Source organism: Streptosporangium nanhuense (assembly GCF_059358815.1).
This window is the reverse complement of the sequence record NZ_JCADBG010000011.1, coordinates 1-15,047: the sequence shown is the minus strand read 5'-3', so window position 1 is coordinate 15,047 and position 15,047 is coordinate 1. Positions and strand designations below refer to the sequence as shown.

Here is a 15,047-nt window from a genome sequence, read left to right as displayed (position 1 = left end):
CTCACAAGCAGGGCTCATAAGCAGGGCTCATAAGCAGGGCTCACAGGAGGGTGAGCTGGGCCTGCCGGGGCAGGGCCAGCGGCAGGGGCTGCTCGGGCCGGGTCGGGCCCATCCCGTAGCGGGCGGCCAGCCGCGCCACCTGGCCGGTGAGGTTGCGCACGTAGCCGGGCTCGGCGTCGGCGCCCCTGCCGTACAGCTCGGCGTAGCGGGGCCCGAGCGCCGGATGGTGCTCGCCCAGCCAGGCGAGGTACCACTCACGGGCGCCGGGGGGCAGGCGCAGCACGTGCGGGACGAGGCTGACGGCCCCGGCGTCGGCGACGCGGCGCACGGTGGCCGCGAGCTGGTCGGGGGAGTCGGTCAGCAGCGGCAGGATCGGCGCCATCGCCACCCCGCACGCCACCCCCCGCTCGTTCAGCTCGGCCACCAGCTCCAGGCGTTTCTGCGCGCTGGGGGCGCCGGGCTCCACGCTGCGGCGGATCCGGTCGTCGACGAAGGCGATCGAGACCACCACCCCGGCCCCCGGGGTGGCGGCCAGCAGGTCGGTGTCACGCAGGATCAACCGGCTCTTGGTGAACACGGTGAACGGCGCCCCGGCCTCGCGCAACGCGCCGACCAGGCCGGGCATCAGCCGGTAGACCTCCTCGGCGCCCTGGTAGCAGTCGCCCCCCACCCCCACGGTGACGTGCTCGCCGTCCCAGCGCGACCGCAGCTCCGCGCGGAGTTTGCGCACGATGTTGGTGCGCACCACGATCCGGGAGTCGAAGTCGCCCTCGGCGTTCAGCCCCAGGTAGCGGTGCCCCCGGCGTACCGAGCAGTAGCGGCAGGCCTGGGCGCACCCCCGGTAGGGACTGACCGCCCAGCCTTCGGGGGTGCGGTCGAGCGCGGTGCGCGCCTGCACCTCGTAACAGGTCAGAGCCCCGTGGACCCTGGTCAGCGCGGAGCGCTCGATCCGCGGCCTGACGTCGGGCGGCGCGGCGAGCAGGGCGGGCGCGTCCCATGGCATGCGGCCCAGTGGAACACGCTTTCGACACCCCTCGCAAGCCGGGCAGGTCGTGGCGCCGGACGGCCCCGCCCGCGGGAACCCGGCGGCTGACGATCGACGGAAAATGGTATGTTTAGACCGATTTTGGGGGGAGTGGGGGAATCATGGCGTGGCTGATCCTGGCCGGAGCGATCGTCGCGGAGATCGTGGCGACCACCGCCCTCAAGCTGAGCGACGGGTTCGCCCACAAGGGCTGGTCGGTCCTCGTCGTCGCCGGGTACGCCGCCGCGTTCATCCTGCTGGCCCAGGCGCTCAAGCTGCAGATGGAGGTCGGCACCGCCTACGCGGTCTGGGCCGGGGCGGGCACCGCGATCATCGCCGCCATCGGCGTGCTCTTCCTCGGCGAGACGATCAGCTTCGCCAAGGTCGCGGGCATCGCCCTGATCATCGGCGGCGTCGTGGTGCTCAACCTGGCCGGCGGCGCCCACTGAGCCCCCCGCCGCCCCCGCACCCGCCTTTGGGTGAACGCGCGCGCCGGCACCCGCGCCCCCGGATAAACGCCTCGCCCGCCGCGCGGCGGTTGTCCTAATCTGAGCCGGTGCTGAAGCCTTCCTACCCCGTACGGACCGATCGCCTGATCCTGCGCCCCTACACTCCGGCCGACCTCGACGCCCTGTACGCCATCCACCGCCTGCCCCAGGTCGCCCGCTACCTGTACTGGGAGCCGCGCGACCGCGAGCAGACCCGCGAGGCGCTGGAAAGAAAGATCAACGAGACGGCGCTGCTGGAGGAGGGCCAGTCCCTCACCCTGGCGGTGGAGCTGGCCGCCACCGGCGAGCTGCTCGGCGACGTCCTGCTCATGTGGCACAGCCGCTCACAGCGCACCGGCGAGATCGGCTACGTCTTCCACCCCGGCCACCACGGCAGGGGGTACGCCACCGAGGCGGCCCTGGCCATGCTGGAGCTCGGCTTCGACGGCCTGGACCTGCACCGCGTCACCGGCCGCCTGGACGCCCGCAACGAGGCCTCGGCCCGGGTGCTGGAGAAACTCGGCATGCGCCGCGAGGCCCACTTCGTCGACAACGAGATGGTCAAGGGCGAGTGGACCAGCGAGCTCGTCTACGCCATCCTGCGCCGCGAGTGGCGCCCGGCGGCGAACCTCACGGGCGCTGAACCTCACGGGCGGTGAGTCTCACCGGCGCTGAGCCTCATGGCTGATGAGCCCGACGGGCGATGAGCCCGACCGGTGGCCGTCCCGCTACGGGCGGCCCGGACCCGCGCCCGCCGAGGGGCTCCGGTTGAACGACGGGCGCGTGCAGGGCACCATGTCATCCGATGACCATTCTGCATCTCGCCCTGGCCTCCGACTGGGACGCCGCCCGGCAGGTGGGGGAGTACCGCGTCTCCACCATCGGGCTCACCCTCGACGACGTCGGTTTCATCCACGCCTGCGCCGACCACGAGCAGCTGCGCGGGGTCGTGGAGCGCTTCTACGGCGACGTCACCGACCCCCTCGTACTGCTCAGCGTCGACCCCGCCGGGCTCGACGTACGCATGGAGGAGGTGCCCGGCGACTCGCCCGAGGCGTTCCCCCACATCTACGGGCCGCTGCCGGTCACCGCGGTGACCGGCGTCCAGCCGTTCACCCCGCCCGGTTCCGGCCCTGTCAGTAGGCTCCGCGCATGACCGACCTATCCGGACCGACCATCCGCACCCTCGACTCCATGGTCGTCTACACCAACCCGTGGATCAGCGTGCGCGAGGACCGCATCGAGCGCCCCGACGGCTCCCACGGCATCTACGGTGTCGTGGACGTGCCGGACTTCGCCATCGTCATGCCCATGGAGAACGACGGGTTCCACCTGGTGGAGGAGTACCGCTACCCGGTGGGGCGCCGCACCTGGAACTTCCCCCAGGGCGGGGTCAAGGACAGCCCCTCGCCCCTGTTCACCGCCCACACCGAGCTGGCCCAGGAGACCGGCCTGCGAGCCACCTCGATGACCCACCTGGGACGCCTGGACAACGCGCACGGCACCACGGGCCAGAACTACGACATCTTCCTCGCCACCGGCCTGACCGCCGGCGCCCACGATCGCGAGCACACCGAGCAGGACATGCGCCAGGACTGGGTCTCGCGAGCCGAGTTCGAGCGGATGATCCTGAACGGCGCCATCACCGACAGCAACTCGATCGCCGCCTACGCCATGCTCCTGCTGCGCGGGGCGGCCTGAGAGACCGGCCTCGCACGCCCCCTCGGAGCCGGAAAGGGCCGGAAAGGGCCGGAAAAAGGCCGGCCGGGCACGACCGGCGCCGCATCACCACCTCCACGCATCGGCCGATCACCACATCTCCCTCGAATCCCTCGAAAACAGGTGATCACACCCCCACACGACGACCTCGCGGCGGTACGCTCAGCCCATGTCGAACCCGATCGTCATCCTCCTCCTGACGGCGGTCGTCGTGGCGGCGGTCATCGCCCTGATCGTCTTCGCGGTGCGGGCGGCCCAGCGCCCCAGAAACGCCCTGGTCGGCGGGGGAATCGGCCCCGAGCTCGTCGAGCGACTCCTGGAGCTCAAAGCCACCGACCAGTTCGACCAGGCCGTCTTCCTGGTCCGGGGCGAGACCGGCATGAGCCACCGCGCCTCGGCCCGCTTCGTCAGGAAACTCAAGGCCTCACCCCCGCCCCCCTGACCCGTCCCCGCCGTCCCGGGCGGGCGCCGGCCGAGGTGACCACCGCCCCCGCCCTTGCCAGCCCTTCGGAAGGACGACCGGGCCGGCCCCTTGGGTACCCTTGGCCGACGCCGGCGCCAGAGCGCCGCCCCCCGCCCGCAGGTCACGGCCCGCAGGTCACGCCCGGCACGAACCGGCCGGGCGGCGCCTGATCCACCGGTCCCGCGTCCCGCGCGACGCGCGACCACCAGGCACGGGGGAGAGCACGATGCGCCCGAGGGGAACCCGACGATGACGGCCTCCGCCCAGGAGGGCGCCCCGCCGCCCGCGCGGACGGTGTGGGCGCGCGGCTCCACCACCCCGCTGCGCGATTTCCTGCGCACCGAGACCGGCAGCGCCGTCATCCTGCTCGCCGCGACGCTGGCCGCCCTGACCTGGGCCAACGTCGCGCCTTTCGCCTACGAGCGGTTCTGGCGCCTGCCGCTGTCGGTCACCGTCGGGGACTCGGGCATCTCGCAAGACCTGCGCCAGTGGGTCAACACCGGCCTGATGACGTTCTTCTTCTTCGTGGTGGGGCTCGAGGCCCGCAGGGAGTTCGACATGGGGGAGCTGCGCGAGCGCAGGCGGCTCGTCCTGCCCCTCGCCGCCGGCGCCGGCGGCATGATCGTCCCCGTCGCGATCTATCTCGCGTTCAACGCGGGCACCCCGGCCGTCCACGGCTGGGGCGCCGCCATGTCCACCGACACCGCGTTCGCCCTGGGCATGCTCGCCCTGTTCGGATCCCGCCTGCCCTCCCGGCTGCGCACCTACCTGCTCACCGTCACCGTCGTCGACGACCTGATCGCTCTGGCGATCATCGCGATCTTCTACAGCGAGCACGTCACCCCGGTGCCATTGCTGGTCGCGGTGGCCGTCTTCGCCGTGATCCTGGCGGTCCGCGCCGCCGGCGTGCGCCACGGATTCGTCTACGCCCTGCTGGGCGCCGCGGCGTGGGTGGCGCTGCTGCGCTCGGGCGTCGAACCGGTCATCATCGGCCTGGCGATGGGACTGCTGACCTACGCCTCCCCGGCCTCCCGCGGTGACCTGGAACGCGCCACCGACCTGTTCCGTCTCTTTCGCGAGCAGCCGACTCCCGAGCTGGCCCGCTCGGCCCAGGGAGGGCTCACCTCGGCGGTCTCGCTCAACGAGCGGCTGCAGCAGCTCTACCATCCCTGGGCGAGCTACGTCGTCGTCCCGGCCTTCGCCCTGGCGAACGCCGGGATAACCCTCAGCGGCGACTTCCTGGCGCGAGCCGTCCTCTCCCCGGTCACCCTGGGCATCCTGCTGGCCTACACGCTCGGCAAGCCCGCCGGGATCATCGTCTCCTCCGGACTGGTCACCCTGCTCAGCCGTGGCCGCATCCGCCCGCCGGTCGGCTGGGCCGCGGTGACGGCCGGTGGCGCGGTCGCCGGCATCGGCTTCACCGTCTCCCTGCTGATCGCCACCCTGGCCTTCGACGGCCCCCGGCTGCAGGAGGCCAAGTTCGGCATCCTGGCCGCGGCGGTGTGCGCGCCCGTGCTCACCTGGGCCGTCTCCCGCGTGACCGCGACGCTCCCGGCGCAGTCGCGTGCCCGCGCCCTGCTGGGCACCGCCGAGACCATCGTCGATCTGGCCGCTCCCGTCGACCCGGGCCGCGACCACCTTCGCGGCCCCGCCGACGCGCCGGTGACCGTCGTGGAGTACGGCGACTTCGAGTGCCCCTACTGCGGCCAGGCCGAACCGGTCGTGCGCCGCGTCCTGGCCGACCTCGGTGACGTCCGCTACGTGTGGAGGCACCTGCCGCTCACCGACGTCCACCCCCTGGCCCAGCTGGCCGCCCAGGCCGGTGAGGCCGCCGCCGCGCAGGGGGCGTTCTGGCAGATGCACGACCGCCTGCTCGTCAACCAGGACCGCCTGCGTCCCTCCGACCTGATCGCCCACGCCCGTGACCTCGGCCTGGACGTCGAGCGTTTTCGCGCCGACCTGCACGATCCGGCCGCCGTCGCGCGCATCGCCGCCGACGTCGACTCCGCCGACGTCAGCGGGGTGTCCGGCACGCCGACGTTCTTCATCAACGGGCGGCGCCACCACGGCGCCTTCGACCTCGACAGCCTGTCGGCGGCCATCCGGTCGGCCCGCGCCCGGGCCGGCCTGGGTCCTTCCCGGCGATAGCCGGGCAGCCCCGCGGCCGGGATCACCTGCCCGCGCGGTCCTCCGCGTGCTCCTTCGCGGGGCCGGGCGGGGGAGCGGGCGAGCCGATGCCGCCCAGCAGGTTGGCGACCAGGGCTTCGGCGAACTCCTCGCTCAGCGGCTGGTCGGGGATGAGCAACCGGTGGTAGCAGGCGCCCCACAGCTGGTCGACGGCCACCTCGGGATCCAGGTCCGGCCGTAGCTGGCCGCGCCCCTTGGCCCTCTCCAGGGCCTGCACGGCCAGCGCCCGGCGCGGGCCCGAGTAGCGTTCCCGGTAGACGGCCGCCAGGCCGGGGTCGGTCTGGGCCTGGCCGATGAGCTGCGGCACGACGGTGCCGGCCCGGGTGTCGCGCATCAGGCGTACGAACGCCTTCAGCTGCGCGGTGAGGTCGGCGGCGACGTCACCGCTGTCGGTAAAGGCCAGGATGGGGCCGACCACGCCGAAGTAGCCCTCCAGGGCCAGCGCCCCCTTGGAGGGCCACCACTTGTGCAGCGTGACCCGGCTCGCGCCGGCCAGGGCGGCGACCTTCTCGACGGTGAAACCGGCCATGCCCTCGGCCATCAGGAGCTCACCGGCCGCCCGCAGGATCTCCTGGCGCACCTGGTCGGCAGGGCGGCGCCCGCGCCCGCGTCGGGCGGGCGGGCTGGGGTGCGTCACGGTCCACCTTCCGGTAACGCGCACGCGGCGCGACCACACATATGTACAGAGTGTACATAGTGGGGCGGGGAAGCGGCCCGCGAGCACCATACCGGCGCACCCGCCGCGAACGACCGGCTCCCACCCGGACGGGGCGGGCCGGCGGAGGCAGCGGGGCAGTGGGCAGCGTGGGCAGCGGATCCTCGACGGCGCGCGGCATGAGCCCGGCGTCCTCGGCAGCGGGCGGGCCTTCAGCCGCTGCGCCGCAGCAGCATGGCGCCCAGGTTCGCCCGGGCGTTCCTGGTGAAGTCGGCGCTGTCGTTGACCCTGGGGAACGGGCCCTCGGGCACCGCCACCCCGAGAAACCCGCACAGCGGCTCCCAGCCCTGGCCGACCTCGAACCGCAACAGCCTGCCGGGCGCCACCGCCGCCTCGACCTCGTCGATGTGCTCTTGAAACACCCTCAGCATCCGCGCGGGATCGTCCCAGGAGTCGCCGAAGACCCGCTCCTGGACGGTGAGCCTGGTCATCTTCGCGAACGCGGCCAGGTCGGTGCCCAGCAGCGAGGAGAGCCCGCGCATCGCCCTGCCGGAAAGCCCGTGGCCGCGCCGCGCCAGGACGGTGGCGTTCATGCTGGCCAGCCAGCGCTGCGGATCGCGCACGGTGAGCACGACCTTGGCCTCGGGGAAGTGCCCGGCGAGCTCGCGCCAGTAGGCGGCCGAGGGCCAGTCCACGCAGGAGTGGTAGCCCCCGAGGAGGTCCTCCCAGCTCACCGGCCGCCCCTCGGCCAGGGCGAGCCACCGGCGGATCTGCTCGGGCCGCTCCAGCACCTCCTTCATGTGGTGACACGGCCCGTACCCCAGCCGCTCCAGAGCCGTCTTGAGCGAGAGCGTTCCCGTACGGCCGAAACCTGCCCCGATGACCCGCATGATCCCTGCCGTTCCCCCGGAAACCGCGCGGCGGCTACCTCGGCAATGTCTCACCCTCGGCGAGGATCGGCGAGGAGCCCCGCCGGTCACGGGGCAGACCGGTCATGGGGGCGATCCTGCGGATCCGCGAGCCCGCCACCACCCGGCTCCTCACCTCCCGGCCCGCCTGACTTCCCGGCCCGCCTGAGGGGAGTTCGCTCGATGGGCCCGCCCGCAAGGCCGCCCCGGAAGGTTCGCCCCCGCGGCGGGTCACCGCGCCGGCGCGGACCGGGCGGATCGTGCGGACCGTGCGGACCGTGCGCGCCCGTTCGGCGCGCCCGTGACCCGGTGACGCCCCCTCAGCCGCTGCCCTCGGGCACCCAGTTGCGCACGACCGGCGCGTACTCGGCCGGCTTGTCACCGACCTTGAGGCCGGGGCTGACCAGCCAGCTCTGGTAGGCGGGCGTGAACATCTGGTAGACCGACGCGGGGGGCACGGCGCTGGCCTCGTCGAGCTGGGCGCGCAGCTCGGCAGGCAGCTCGAAATCGAGCGCGCTCAAGGTGACGTCGAGCTGGTCGGTGCTGCTGGCCCCCACGATCGCCGAGGCGATGCCGGGCTGGGTGGCGACCCAGTTGAGCGCGACCTGGGCCATCGTCACCCCGAGCTTGCTGGCGACGCTCTCCAGGGTCGCCAGCAGCCGCCATTCCCGCTCCGTCCGCGCCTGCCCGTCCGCGCCTGCGAGCCGGCCCTCCCCGGCCAGGCCCTGGTCGGTGTGGCGGTACTTGCCGGTGAGGAAGCCGCCGCCGAGCGGGCTCCAGGCGGTGATGCCGAGCCCCAGGCTCTGGCCCATCGCGACGTGCTCGGTCTCGATCGCCCGGTCGATGAGGGAGTAGGGCAGCTGCAGGCTGATCACCGGCTCCAGGGCGTGGGCCTCGGCGTAGGTCTGGGCCCGCGCCGCGTACCAGCTCGGCACGTCCGACAGACCCGCGTACCGGATCTTCCCGGCCCTGACGAGGTCGTCGAGGGTGCGCATGACCTCCTCCACGGGGGTGATCCGGTCCCAGGTGTGCAGCATGAACAGGTCGATGTAGTCGGTACGCAGGCGACGCAGCGACGCCTCGACCGCCCTGATCATGTGCTTGCGGCCGTTGCCCCCCGCGTTCGGGTCCCCGGCCTCGACGCTGTTGGTGAACTTGGTGGTGAGCACCACCCGGTCGCGCACCTTGGCCTCGGCGACGAGGTTGCCCAGGATGGTCTCGCTCTCGCCCGCGGTGTAGAAGTCCGCGGTGTCGACGAAGTTGCCGCCCGCCTCCAGGTAGCGGTGGAAGATGGCGCCGGCCTCCTGTTCGGTCTTGCCGTACGCGGCGTGGAAACCGCCGGTGCCGAAGTTCATCGTGCCCAGGGCCAGCCGGCTGACGCGCAGCCCGGAGCGTCCCAGCAGGTAGTAGCGATCCAAAGACATGGGTGTCACTTTCCGTTCGTGAGCGGAGCCGAGCAGAGCGGTCCTCGCCGGTTCCCGCGGGCGCCGGGGCCCGCGCGTCCCTCCGGCGGGAATCCGATGTTGACAACGGGCGAGCCTTCGCGGCCGTGGCGCCTGCCCGTACGAGCCGGGCGGGCCGGGGCGGCAGCCGGAAGCACGTCCTTTCTGAACCATGCGGTCCATTCATCAGCTTGCGCACGAAAAAATGGACTGTCAAGTCCAAAAAAAGGAGGGTGGAGCAGCCGCGACCCGGCGCACCCCTCGTCGGCCTCAACCGGCACGAACCGCGGCAGCGCGGCCTCCCCGCCTTAAGAAAGCCGGATAACCGCAGGTCAAACCTATACCCGCCGCTCCTTCGGCCCGGCCGGGAGTCCCTCACGCCCCTCACCTTCCTGACAGGTGATCAACGCGCGACAAGCATCGCCGCCGGCTGGACAGGTGATGCCCTCCGAGGGCGCCGCCACCGGCACCGGCGGCTCCCACCCGCTACGGCCGCGCCCGCCCACCGGCCTGAAGATGGGAGATGCCCATGTCCAGGGCGGCCTCCAGATGGGTCGTCTGACCGGTGGACATCTGGATCAGGACCCCGCCCTGGATACCGGCGAGCAGGGCCGCCGCCGCCCGGTCGGGATCCACACCCGGGTCGATCTCGCCGATGCCCTGCATGTGGCGCACCCCGGCGGCGATCTCGGCCTGCCAGCGGCTCATCAGCCCGGTGACCACGGCCTGGGCACCGGGCGTGCCGCCGTCCAGCTGCGACATGACGGAACCGAGCGGGCACACACGGCCCTGATCGCGATAACGGGCCACGACCTTGTCGCGCCACAGCCACCAGCCGCGCCAGGAGGTCAGATCACCCAGCTGGGGCTGCTGGTCCGACAGCACCCGGTCGGCCTCGAAACGGGCCACCGCCAGCAACAGCTCCTCCCGCCCACCGGGAAAATAGTGAAACAGCTGACTCTTGCTCGTCGCCGTCACGGCCAGCACGTCGTCGAGGGTCGTGGCGGCCACCCCGTACTCGCGGATGTGCGCGGCCGCCCCCTCGAGAACGCGCCGGCGCGTCGCGGCCCCCTTACGGGTCAGCGAGCGCATGGCACCCCCAGGGCTGGACTTTCCCGACCCACTCTAGTGCGGGCGCCCGGCGGCACGAATCAGGCCGCGACCGGCCCCGCGCCCCCCGGCGACCTCCCGCGCCCCCGCGACCGGGCGGCGCCCGACCCTTTCGATATCGTCGCAACCAGGGCTCGCACGCGGCCGTGAGGAGGCGGCCGAGGACACCGGGGCAGGAGCCCCGCCCACTTCCAGGTATGTGCTTTCGGGGGCTCGCGCGAGGGCAGATCGCGGCGAACGCTCACCAAGGAAAACATCCCGAGCCTGACCGAGCGCTGACCCCGCGCCCCCACCACAACCCCACCACAACTTCACGACGAAACCCGGGAGCTCATCGATGTCACCGGCCATCTCCTCGTCCGTCACCCAGACGATCGGCGACACCCCGCTGGTACGGCTCGCCCACCTCGTACCCCAAGGAGCGGCACAGGTCCTCGTGAAACTGGAGGGCGGCAACCCCACCGGCAGCTACAAGGACCGGATGGCACTGGCCATGATCGAGGGAGCCGAGCGCAGCGGTGCGCTGCGGCCCGGCCGCCGCGTGGTGGAGTTCACCGGCGGCAGCACCGGCTCCTCACTCGCCTTCGTCTGCGCGGTCAAGGGCTACCCGCTGTCGATCGTGACCTCCGACGCGTTCGCCCCCGAGAAACTGCACACCATGCGGGCCTTCGGCGCCGACCTGACCGTGCTGCCCAGCGAGGGAGGACAGATCACCCCGGCGCTGTTCGACCGCATGCGAGAAGAAGTCGGCCGGATCGTCGAACGCCAGGACGCCTTCTGGACCGACCAGTTCCACAACACCGACGCCCTGCGGGGCTACGAGCGCATGGGCCGCGAGATCCTCGACCAGGCCGCCGCCGGGGGAGCGAGGGTGGACGCCTTCTGCGCCGGCGTCGGCACGGCGGGCATGCTGACCGGCGTCGCGGCCGCGTTGCGCTCCGCAGGCCACCCGGCCCGCGTCATCGCGCTCGAACCCGCCACCTCGCCGATCCTCACCCGAGGTCACGGCGGCCCGCACCACGTCGAGGGCATCGGCACCGGCATGATCCCGCCCCTGCTCACATCCGACGCCTACGACGAGGCCAGGGCCGTCGACGAGGAGCGGGCACGCGCCCTGGCCCTGCCGCTGGCCCGGCGGGAAGGGGTGTTCGCCGGCACCTCCTCCGCGGTGAACGTCTCGGGCGCGATCGAACTCGCCCGCGAGCTGGGCCCCGGCCACTCGGTGGTGACCGTCGCCGTCGACACCGGACTCAAATACCTCAGCGGTGACCTTTTCCACGAATAACGCCGATGTCCCCCGCCACACGCCCACCACCACCGGACGACCGTAACGATGTAAAATGCGCGGGACCGAAAACTAGGAGACCAGACATGGCAGGCGACGACGACATCTCCGGGTGAGACCGGAGACCGATCGGCCCCGGCAGGCGCACACGACCGCCGCCGACGTGGCCGGGTCGTCACTGCCTGAATCCCTGTCGCAGCGCCGGGCGGCTCCGGCACGCCCGGACCACGTACGCACGAGGTCTCCCACATGCCTGACGCATCCACCACCCGCTCCACCCCGCTCTTTCCCGGCTCCTTCCCCCGGCCCGACGTCGCCCCAGGTGGCGCGAGCCCGACCGGCACACGGCACCCGGCCACCGAAGACCACCAGGCCCGCCGATGAACGACGCCCTGCTCGCCCACGACCTCGTACGCACCCTCGGCACCCGCCGCGTACTGGACGGCGTCTCACTCACCGCCGCCCCCGGCCAGCGCATCGGGCTGATCGGCGAGAACGGCGCGGGGAAGTCCACCCTGCTACGCCTGCTGGCAGGCACCGACCAACCCGACTCCGGCACCGTCACCCGGCCCGCCGACCTGGGCTTCCTGCACCAGGAGACGCCCTTCGACGAAAAAGCCACCATCACCGACGTCCTCGACGACGCCCTGCGCGAGGCCCGCACGGACCTGGCCGAACTCGACCGGCTCACCCGGGCGCTCGCCGAACACCCCGACGACAACACCCTGCTCGACGCGTACGGCACCAGACTCGACCAGGCCCAGCGACGCGACTCCTGGGACGCCGACCGCCGCGCCGAGATCGTCCTGGACCGGCTCGGCCTCGGCGGCACACCACACCAACGCCCCCTGTCCTCCCTGTCAGGCGGGCAACGCGGACGGCTCGCCCTGGCCGCCCTGCTGATCGGACGCCCCACGGCACTCCTGCTGGACGAGCCCACCAACCACCTCGACGACGCCGCCGCGACGTTCATGGAGGAACAGCTGCGCGCCATGACCGGAGTGGTGATCGTGGCCAGCCACGACCGCGCCTTCCTGGACGCCACCTGCACCCACCTGATCGACCTCGACCCCGCGATGGACGGCCCCCTCCGCTACGGCGGCGGCTACAGCGCCTACCTGGCGGAAAAGCACGCCGAACGCCAACGCTGGGAACGACGCCACACCGACGAGCAACGAGAACTCGACGAACTACGCCGCGCCGTCACGGTGACGGCCCGCCGCACACCGGCCGACGCACTCAGACGCGACAACGAGAAGATGGGCTACGGGCACGCCGGGGGACGCGTGCAAAAACAGATCTCCCGGCGAGTACGCGACGCCGCCCGCCGGCTCACCGAACTGGAACGCGACCAGCTCCCCGCCCCACCGCCACCCCTGCGCTTCCACCCCCGCCCCCTGTCCACCGACATCCCCGACACCACCACCCCCGACGAGCCCCTGCTGTCACTACGCGACGTACGGGTACCCGGACGGCTCTCGATCGACCGGCTCGACCTGGCAGCGGGGGAGCGGCTGCTGATCACCGGCCCCAACGGAGCGGGCAAGTCAACCCTCCTGGCGGTACTGGCCGGACGCCTGGACGCCCAGGGACGGCTACGGCGAAGGCACGGGCTGAGCATCGGCCTGCTGACCCAGGACACCACGTTCGACCATCCCGGCCGCACGGTGCGCCAGACCTACGAGCTGGCACTGGGTACCGAACGCGCCGAAGCCGTGCCCCTGCGCTCGCTCGGCCTGCTCGGCGCCCGCGACATGAACCTGCGGGTGGGGGAGCTGTCGGTCGGCCAGCGCCGCCGGCTCGCGCTGGCCCTGCTGGTGGCCGACCCACCCCAGCTGCTGCTGCTCGACGAGCCCACCAACCACCTCTCACCCCGCCTGTCCGACGAGCTGGAGGCGACGCTGGGCACCGAGGGACCCGGCGCGATCGTCGTCGCCAGCCACGACCGCTGGCTGCGCTCACACTGGCAGGGCCGCCACCTCCGCCTGCCCCACGAACCGTGAAGGCGCCGGGCAGGCACCGACACCGGCCCCACCGGCGCGGACGAGGCGATCGCGAAGGCACCGCGCCCGTACAGGACTCTGTGCGGGCGCGGTGGCGATGCCGGGGCGCTCGACGACGGCGAGGAGAAGACGACCCTCGACGTGGAAGCTCACCCCGGCCACCCGGGCGACCGACCGCCCGGAGAGTCGGCCGCTGTGGCGCCAATCACATCGCGGTCCTGTCACAAACAAAGGCCCGAATTCTTCGTACTTATGACGCACCGACCCCGACGACAAGGAACGGCCGATGACGAACACCCGGACCGCCCTGCTTCGCGACCTGCACAAAACCGGCGACCCGCTGATCCTGCCGAACGTATGGGACGCCGCCTCCGCCACCATCGTGGCCCAGGCGGGAAACCCCGCCCTGGCCACCGCCAGCGCGTCCATCTCGGCCATGCTGGGCTACGACGACCACGAGGGCGCCCCCGTGGACGAGATGCTGGACATCGCAGCAAAGATCATCCACGCGGTGGACGTACCGGTGACCGTGGACGCCGAAGCCGGATACGGCCTGCCACCCGCGCAACTCGTCGAACGGCTCACCGCCATCGGCGCGGCCGGGTTCAACATCGAGGAGACCGACCACCACGCGGGCAGGCTGCTCGACGTGGACACACAAGCCACCCGCATCGCGGCACTGCGGGACGCGAGCCCCGACCTGGTGATCAACGCCAGGATCGACCTGTTCCTGACCGGCTCACCCTCGGTGGAGGAGGTCGCCGAACGCGGCCGCCGCTACCTCGAAGCCGGCGCCGACTGCGTCTTCCCCATCCTGGCCCCCTCCGAGGAGACGATCGCCGACCTCGTCAAAGCCATCGACGGACCGGTCAACGTCACCTTCCTGCCCGGCATGGACATGGGCAGGCTGGCCGCGCTCGGCGTGGCACGGGTGTCCTTCGGCCCGATGACCTACCTCACGGCCCTGGAGGCCCTCAAATCCATGACCGGCCGAATCCGCTCCGGCCAGGACCCCTACAACGCCTGACAGCCACCCAGGACACCCCGCGGACGCGGCCCGCACCCAGCCATGCGCGCACGGCCGGGCCGCACGTCCGCCGGGGTGACGGCCCCCGCCGCCAAGCGGAGCGGCAAGCCCGTCGCCCAGACGGCGCGGGACGATCCGCCCGTACGCCCGTATGCGGCAGGGGAGTGAGGCGGACCTTCCCAGGTGTCCGAAACCGCTCGACACCGGCAGGCGAACACACCAAACCATGCTTGACCTGTCACATTCGCTCTGCTCGGCGATGTCGCCTTCCGGTAGCCGGTAGCCGGTAGCCGGTAGCCGGTAGCCGGTAGCCGTACCCGACAAGCGGCCCTAATCGCCCTTGTACAGCGAGAACGAACAACGCAGGGGGTTGATCCTCGGCCACCGGTCCAACCGGGAAGGCGGCAACGACACGTGGGGGTGGATCATGGGAAAGTGCGAGTCCAAGGCGCGAGCCCACCAGCTCCACGGCCTCGGCGGAGGCGTGGGGAACTACTGAGACCACACCGAAGCATCTGACAGTGAACTGGCGGCCGGAGGACATCCCCCGGCCGCCAGGCCGTGCTACTCGATGTTTTTGGTCTGGAAACTACGGACGAACCCCTGGCGGCCCGCAGAATGACAGTGTTGTCGTCTCAGGTCTGACAAGGAGCTTGGTCATGCGCTCAGCACTCCCACGCGCGCTGATGGCGGCGGTCATCGCCCTCGCAGCGGTCCTCGTCCCGGCCGGGCCCGC

14 protein-coding genes are annotated in these 15,047 nt (G+C 72.0%); 9 read left to right on the top strand and 5 right to left on the bottom strand.

What is annotated here, in order from left to right:
* Positions 1-40: 40 nt before the first annotated feature.
* Positions 41-1,003, bottom strand: coding sequence for a radical SAM protein (locus tag AC5L38_RS21380; RefSeq protein WP_495244584.1), 963 nt, complete (start codon positions 1,001-1,003; stop codon positions 41-43).
* Positions 1,004-1,146: 143 nt separating this feature from the next.
* Here AC5L38_RS21380 and AC5L38_RS21375 point away from each other — a divergent pair, with 143 nt between their 5' ends.
* From AC5L38_RS21375 to nhaA, 6 genes are all read left to right on the top strand, one after another.
* On the top strand, positions 1,147-1,473 hold the full coding sequence (locus AC5L38_RS21375; RefSeq protein WP_495244583.1) for a DMT family transporter: 327 nt from the start codon (positions 1,147-1,149) through the stop codon (positions 1,471-1,473).
* Positions 1,474-1,580: 107 nt separating this feature from the next.
* A complete protein-coding gene (locus AC5L38_RS21370) occupies positions 1,581-2,171 on the top strand; it encodes a GNAT family N-acetyltransferase (protein WP_495244582.1) in 591 nt (196 codons plus the stop codon).
* 146 nt (positions 2,172-2,317) lie between these two features.
* Positions 2,318-2,668 carry a DUF952 domain-containing protein gene (locus tag AC5L38_RS21365; RefSeq protein ID WP_495244581.1) on the top strand — a complete coding sequence of 117 codons (351 nt, stop codon included), beginning with the start codon at positions 2,318-2,320 and terminating at the stop codon, positions 2,666-2,668.
* Positions 2,665-3,213 carry an NUDIX domain-containing protein gene (locus tag AC5L38_RS21360; RefSeq protein ID WP_495244580.1) on the top strand — a complete coding sequence of 183 codons (549 nt, stop codon included), beginning with the start codon at positions 2,665-2,667 and terminating at the stop codon, positions 3,211-3,213. Before AC5L38_RS21365 ends, AC5L38_RS21360 begins: the two co-directional genes overlap by 4 nt.
* A gap of 187 nt (positions 3,214-3,400) precedes the next feature.
* Entirely contained in the window at positions 3,401-3,673 is a 273-nt protein-coding gene (locus AC5L38_RS21355) for a hypothetical protein (protein WP_495244579.1), read from the top strand.
* Positions 3,674-3,943: 270 nt separating this feature from the next.
* Positions 3,944-5,842 carry a Na+/H+ antiporter NhaA gene (gene nhaA / locus AC5L38_RS21350; protein ID WP_495244578.1) on the top strand — a complete coding sequence of 633 codons (1,899 nt, stop codon included), beginning with the start codon at positions 3,944-3,946 and terminating at the stop codon, positions 5,840-5,842.
* Between the two features lie 22 nt (positions 5,843-5,864).
* Here the strand turns inward: nhaA and AC5L38_RS21345 are convergent, their stop codons facing one another.
* The 4 genes from AC5L38_RS21345 to AC5L38_RS21330 all read right to left on the bottom strand — a co-directional run bounded on the left by AC5L38_RS21345 (position 5,865) and on the right by AC5L38_RS21330 (position 9,978).
* Positions 5,865-6,518 (bottom strand): TetR/AcrR family transcriptional regulator, encoded by a 654-nt coding sequence (locus AC5L38_RS21345; protein WP_495244577.1) that lies wholly within the window; start codon positions 6,516-6,518, stop codon positions 5,865-5,867.
* A 230-nt stretch (positions 6,519-6,748) separates the two neighbouring features.
* A complete protein-coding gene (locus tag AC5L38_RS21340) occupies positions 6,749-7,426 on the bottom strand; it encodes a sulfotransferase family protein (protein WP_495244576.1) in 678 nt (225 codons plus the stop codon).
* 338 nt (positions 7,427-7,764) lie between these two features.
* On the bottom strand, positions 7,765-8,868 hold the full coding sequence (locus AC5L38_RS21335; protein ID WP_495244575.1) for an aldo/keto reductase: 1,104 nt from the start codon (positions 8,866-8,868) through the stop codon (positions 7,765-7,767).
* Positions 8,869-9,372: 504 nt separating this feature from the next.
* Complete coding sequence (locus tag AC5L38_RS21330) at positions 9,373-9,978, bottom strand: TetR/AcrR family transcriptional regulator (protein WP_495244574.1); 606 nt, start codon at positions 9,976-9,978, stop codon at positions 9,373-9,375.
* Between the two features lie 355 nt (positions 9,979-10,333).
* Between AC5L38_RS21330 and AC5L38_RS21325 the strand changes: the two genes are divergently transcribed.
* The 3 genes from AC5L38_RS21325 to AC5L38_RS21315 all read left to right on the top strand — a co-directional run bounded on the left by AC5L38_RS21325 (position 10,334) and on the right by AC5L38_RS21315 (position 14,311).
* Complete coding sequence (locus AC5L38_RS21325) at positions 10,334-11,281, top strand: PLP-dependent cysteine synthase family protein (protein WP_495244573.1); 948 nt, start codon at positions 10,334-10,336, stop codon at positions 11,279-11,281.
* 380 nt (positions 11,282-11,661) lie between these two features.
* Positions 11,662-13,284 carry an ABC-F family ATP-binding cassette domain-containing protein gene (locus tag AC5L38_RS21320; protein WP_495244572.1) on the top strand — a complete coding sequence of 541 codons (1,623 nt, stop codon included), beginning with the start codon at positions 11,662-11,664 and terminating at the stop codon, positions 13,282-13,284.
* A 286-nt stretch (positions 13,285-13,570) separates the two neighbouring features.
* Entirely contained in the window at positions 13,571-14,311 is a 741-nt protein-coding gene (locus AC5L38_RS21315) for an isocitrate lyase/PEP mutase family protein (protein WP_495244571.1), read from the top strand.
* Positions 14,312-15,047: the final 736 nt, after the last annotated feature.

Bases quoted from the DNA above. Each gene is read 5' to 3' on its own strand.
- AC5L38_RS21380 (WP_495244584.1), bottom strand. From the start codon at position 1,003: ATGCCATGGGACGCGCCCGCCCTGCTCGCCGCGCCGCCCGACGTCAGG.
- AC5L38_RS21375 (WP_495244583.1), top strand. From the start codon at position 1,147: ATGGCGTGGCTGATCCTGGCCGGAGCGATCGTCGCGGAGATCGTGGCG.
- AC5L38_RS21365 (WP_495244581.1), top strand. From the start codon at position 2,318: ATGACCATTCTGCATCTCGCCCTGGCCTCCGACTGGGACGCCGCCCGG.
- AC5L38_RS21360 (WP_495244580.1), top strand. From the start codon at position 2,665: ATGACCGACCTATCCGGACCGACCATCCGCACCCTCGACTCCATGGTC.
- AC5L38_RS21355 (WP_495244579.1), top strand. From the start codon at position 3,401: ATGTCGAACCCGATCGTCATCCTCCTCCTGACGGCGGTCGTCGTGGCG.
- nhaA (WP_495244578.1), top strand. From the start codon at position 3,944: ATGACGGCCTCCGCCCAGGAGGGCGCCCCGCCGCCCGCGCGGACGGTG.
- AC5L38_RS21340 (WP_495244576.1), bottom strand. From the start codon at position 7,426: ATGCGGGTCATCGGGGCAGGTTTCGGCCGTACGGGAACGCTCTCGCTC.
- AC5L38_RS21335 (WP_495244575.1), bottom strand. From the start codon at position 8,868: ATGTCTTTGGATCGCTACTACCTGCTGGGACGCTCCGGGCTGCGCGTC.
- AC5L38_RS21330 (WP_495244574.1), bottom strand. From the start codon at position 9,978: ATGCGCTCGCTGACCCGTAAGGGGGCCGCGACGCGCCGGCGCGTTCTC.
- AC5L38_RS21325 (WP_495244573.1), top strand. From the start codon at position 10,334: ATGTCACCGGCCATCTCCTCGTCCGTCACCCAGACGATCGGCGACACC.
- AC5L38_RS21320 (WP_495244572.1), top strand. From the start codon at position 11,662: ATGAACGACGCCCTGCTCGCCCACGACCTCGTACGCACCCTCGGCACC.
- AC5L38_RS21315 (WP_495244571.1), top strand. From the start codon at position 13,571: ATGACGAACACCCGGACCGCCCTGCTTCGCGACCTGCACAAAACCGGC.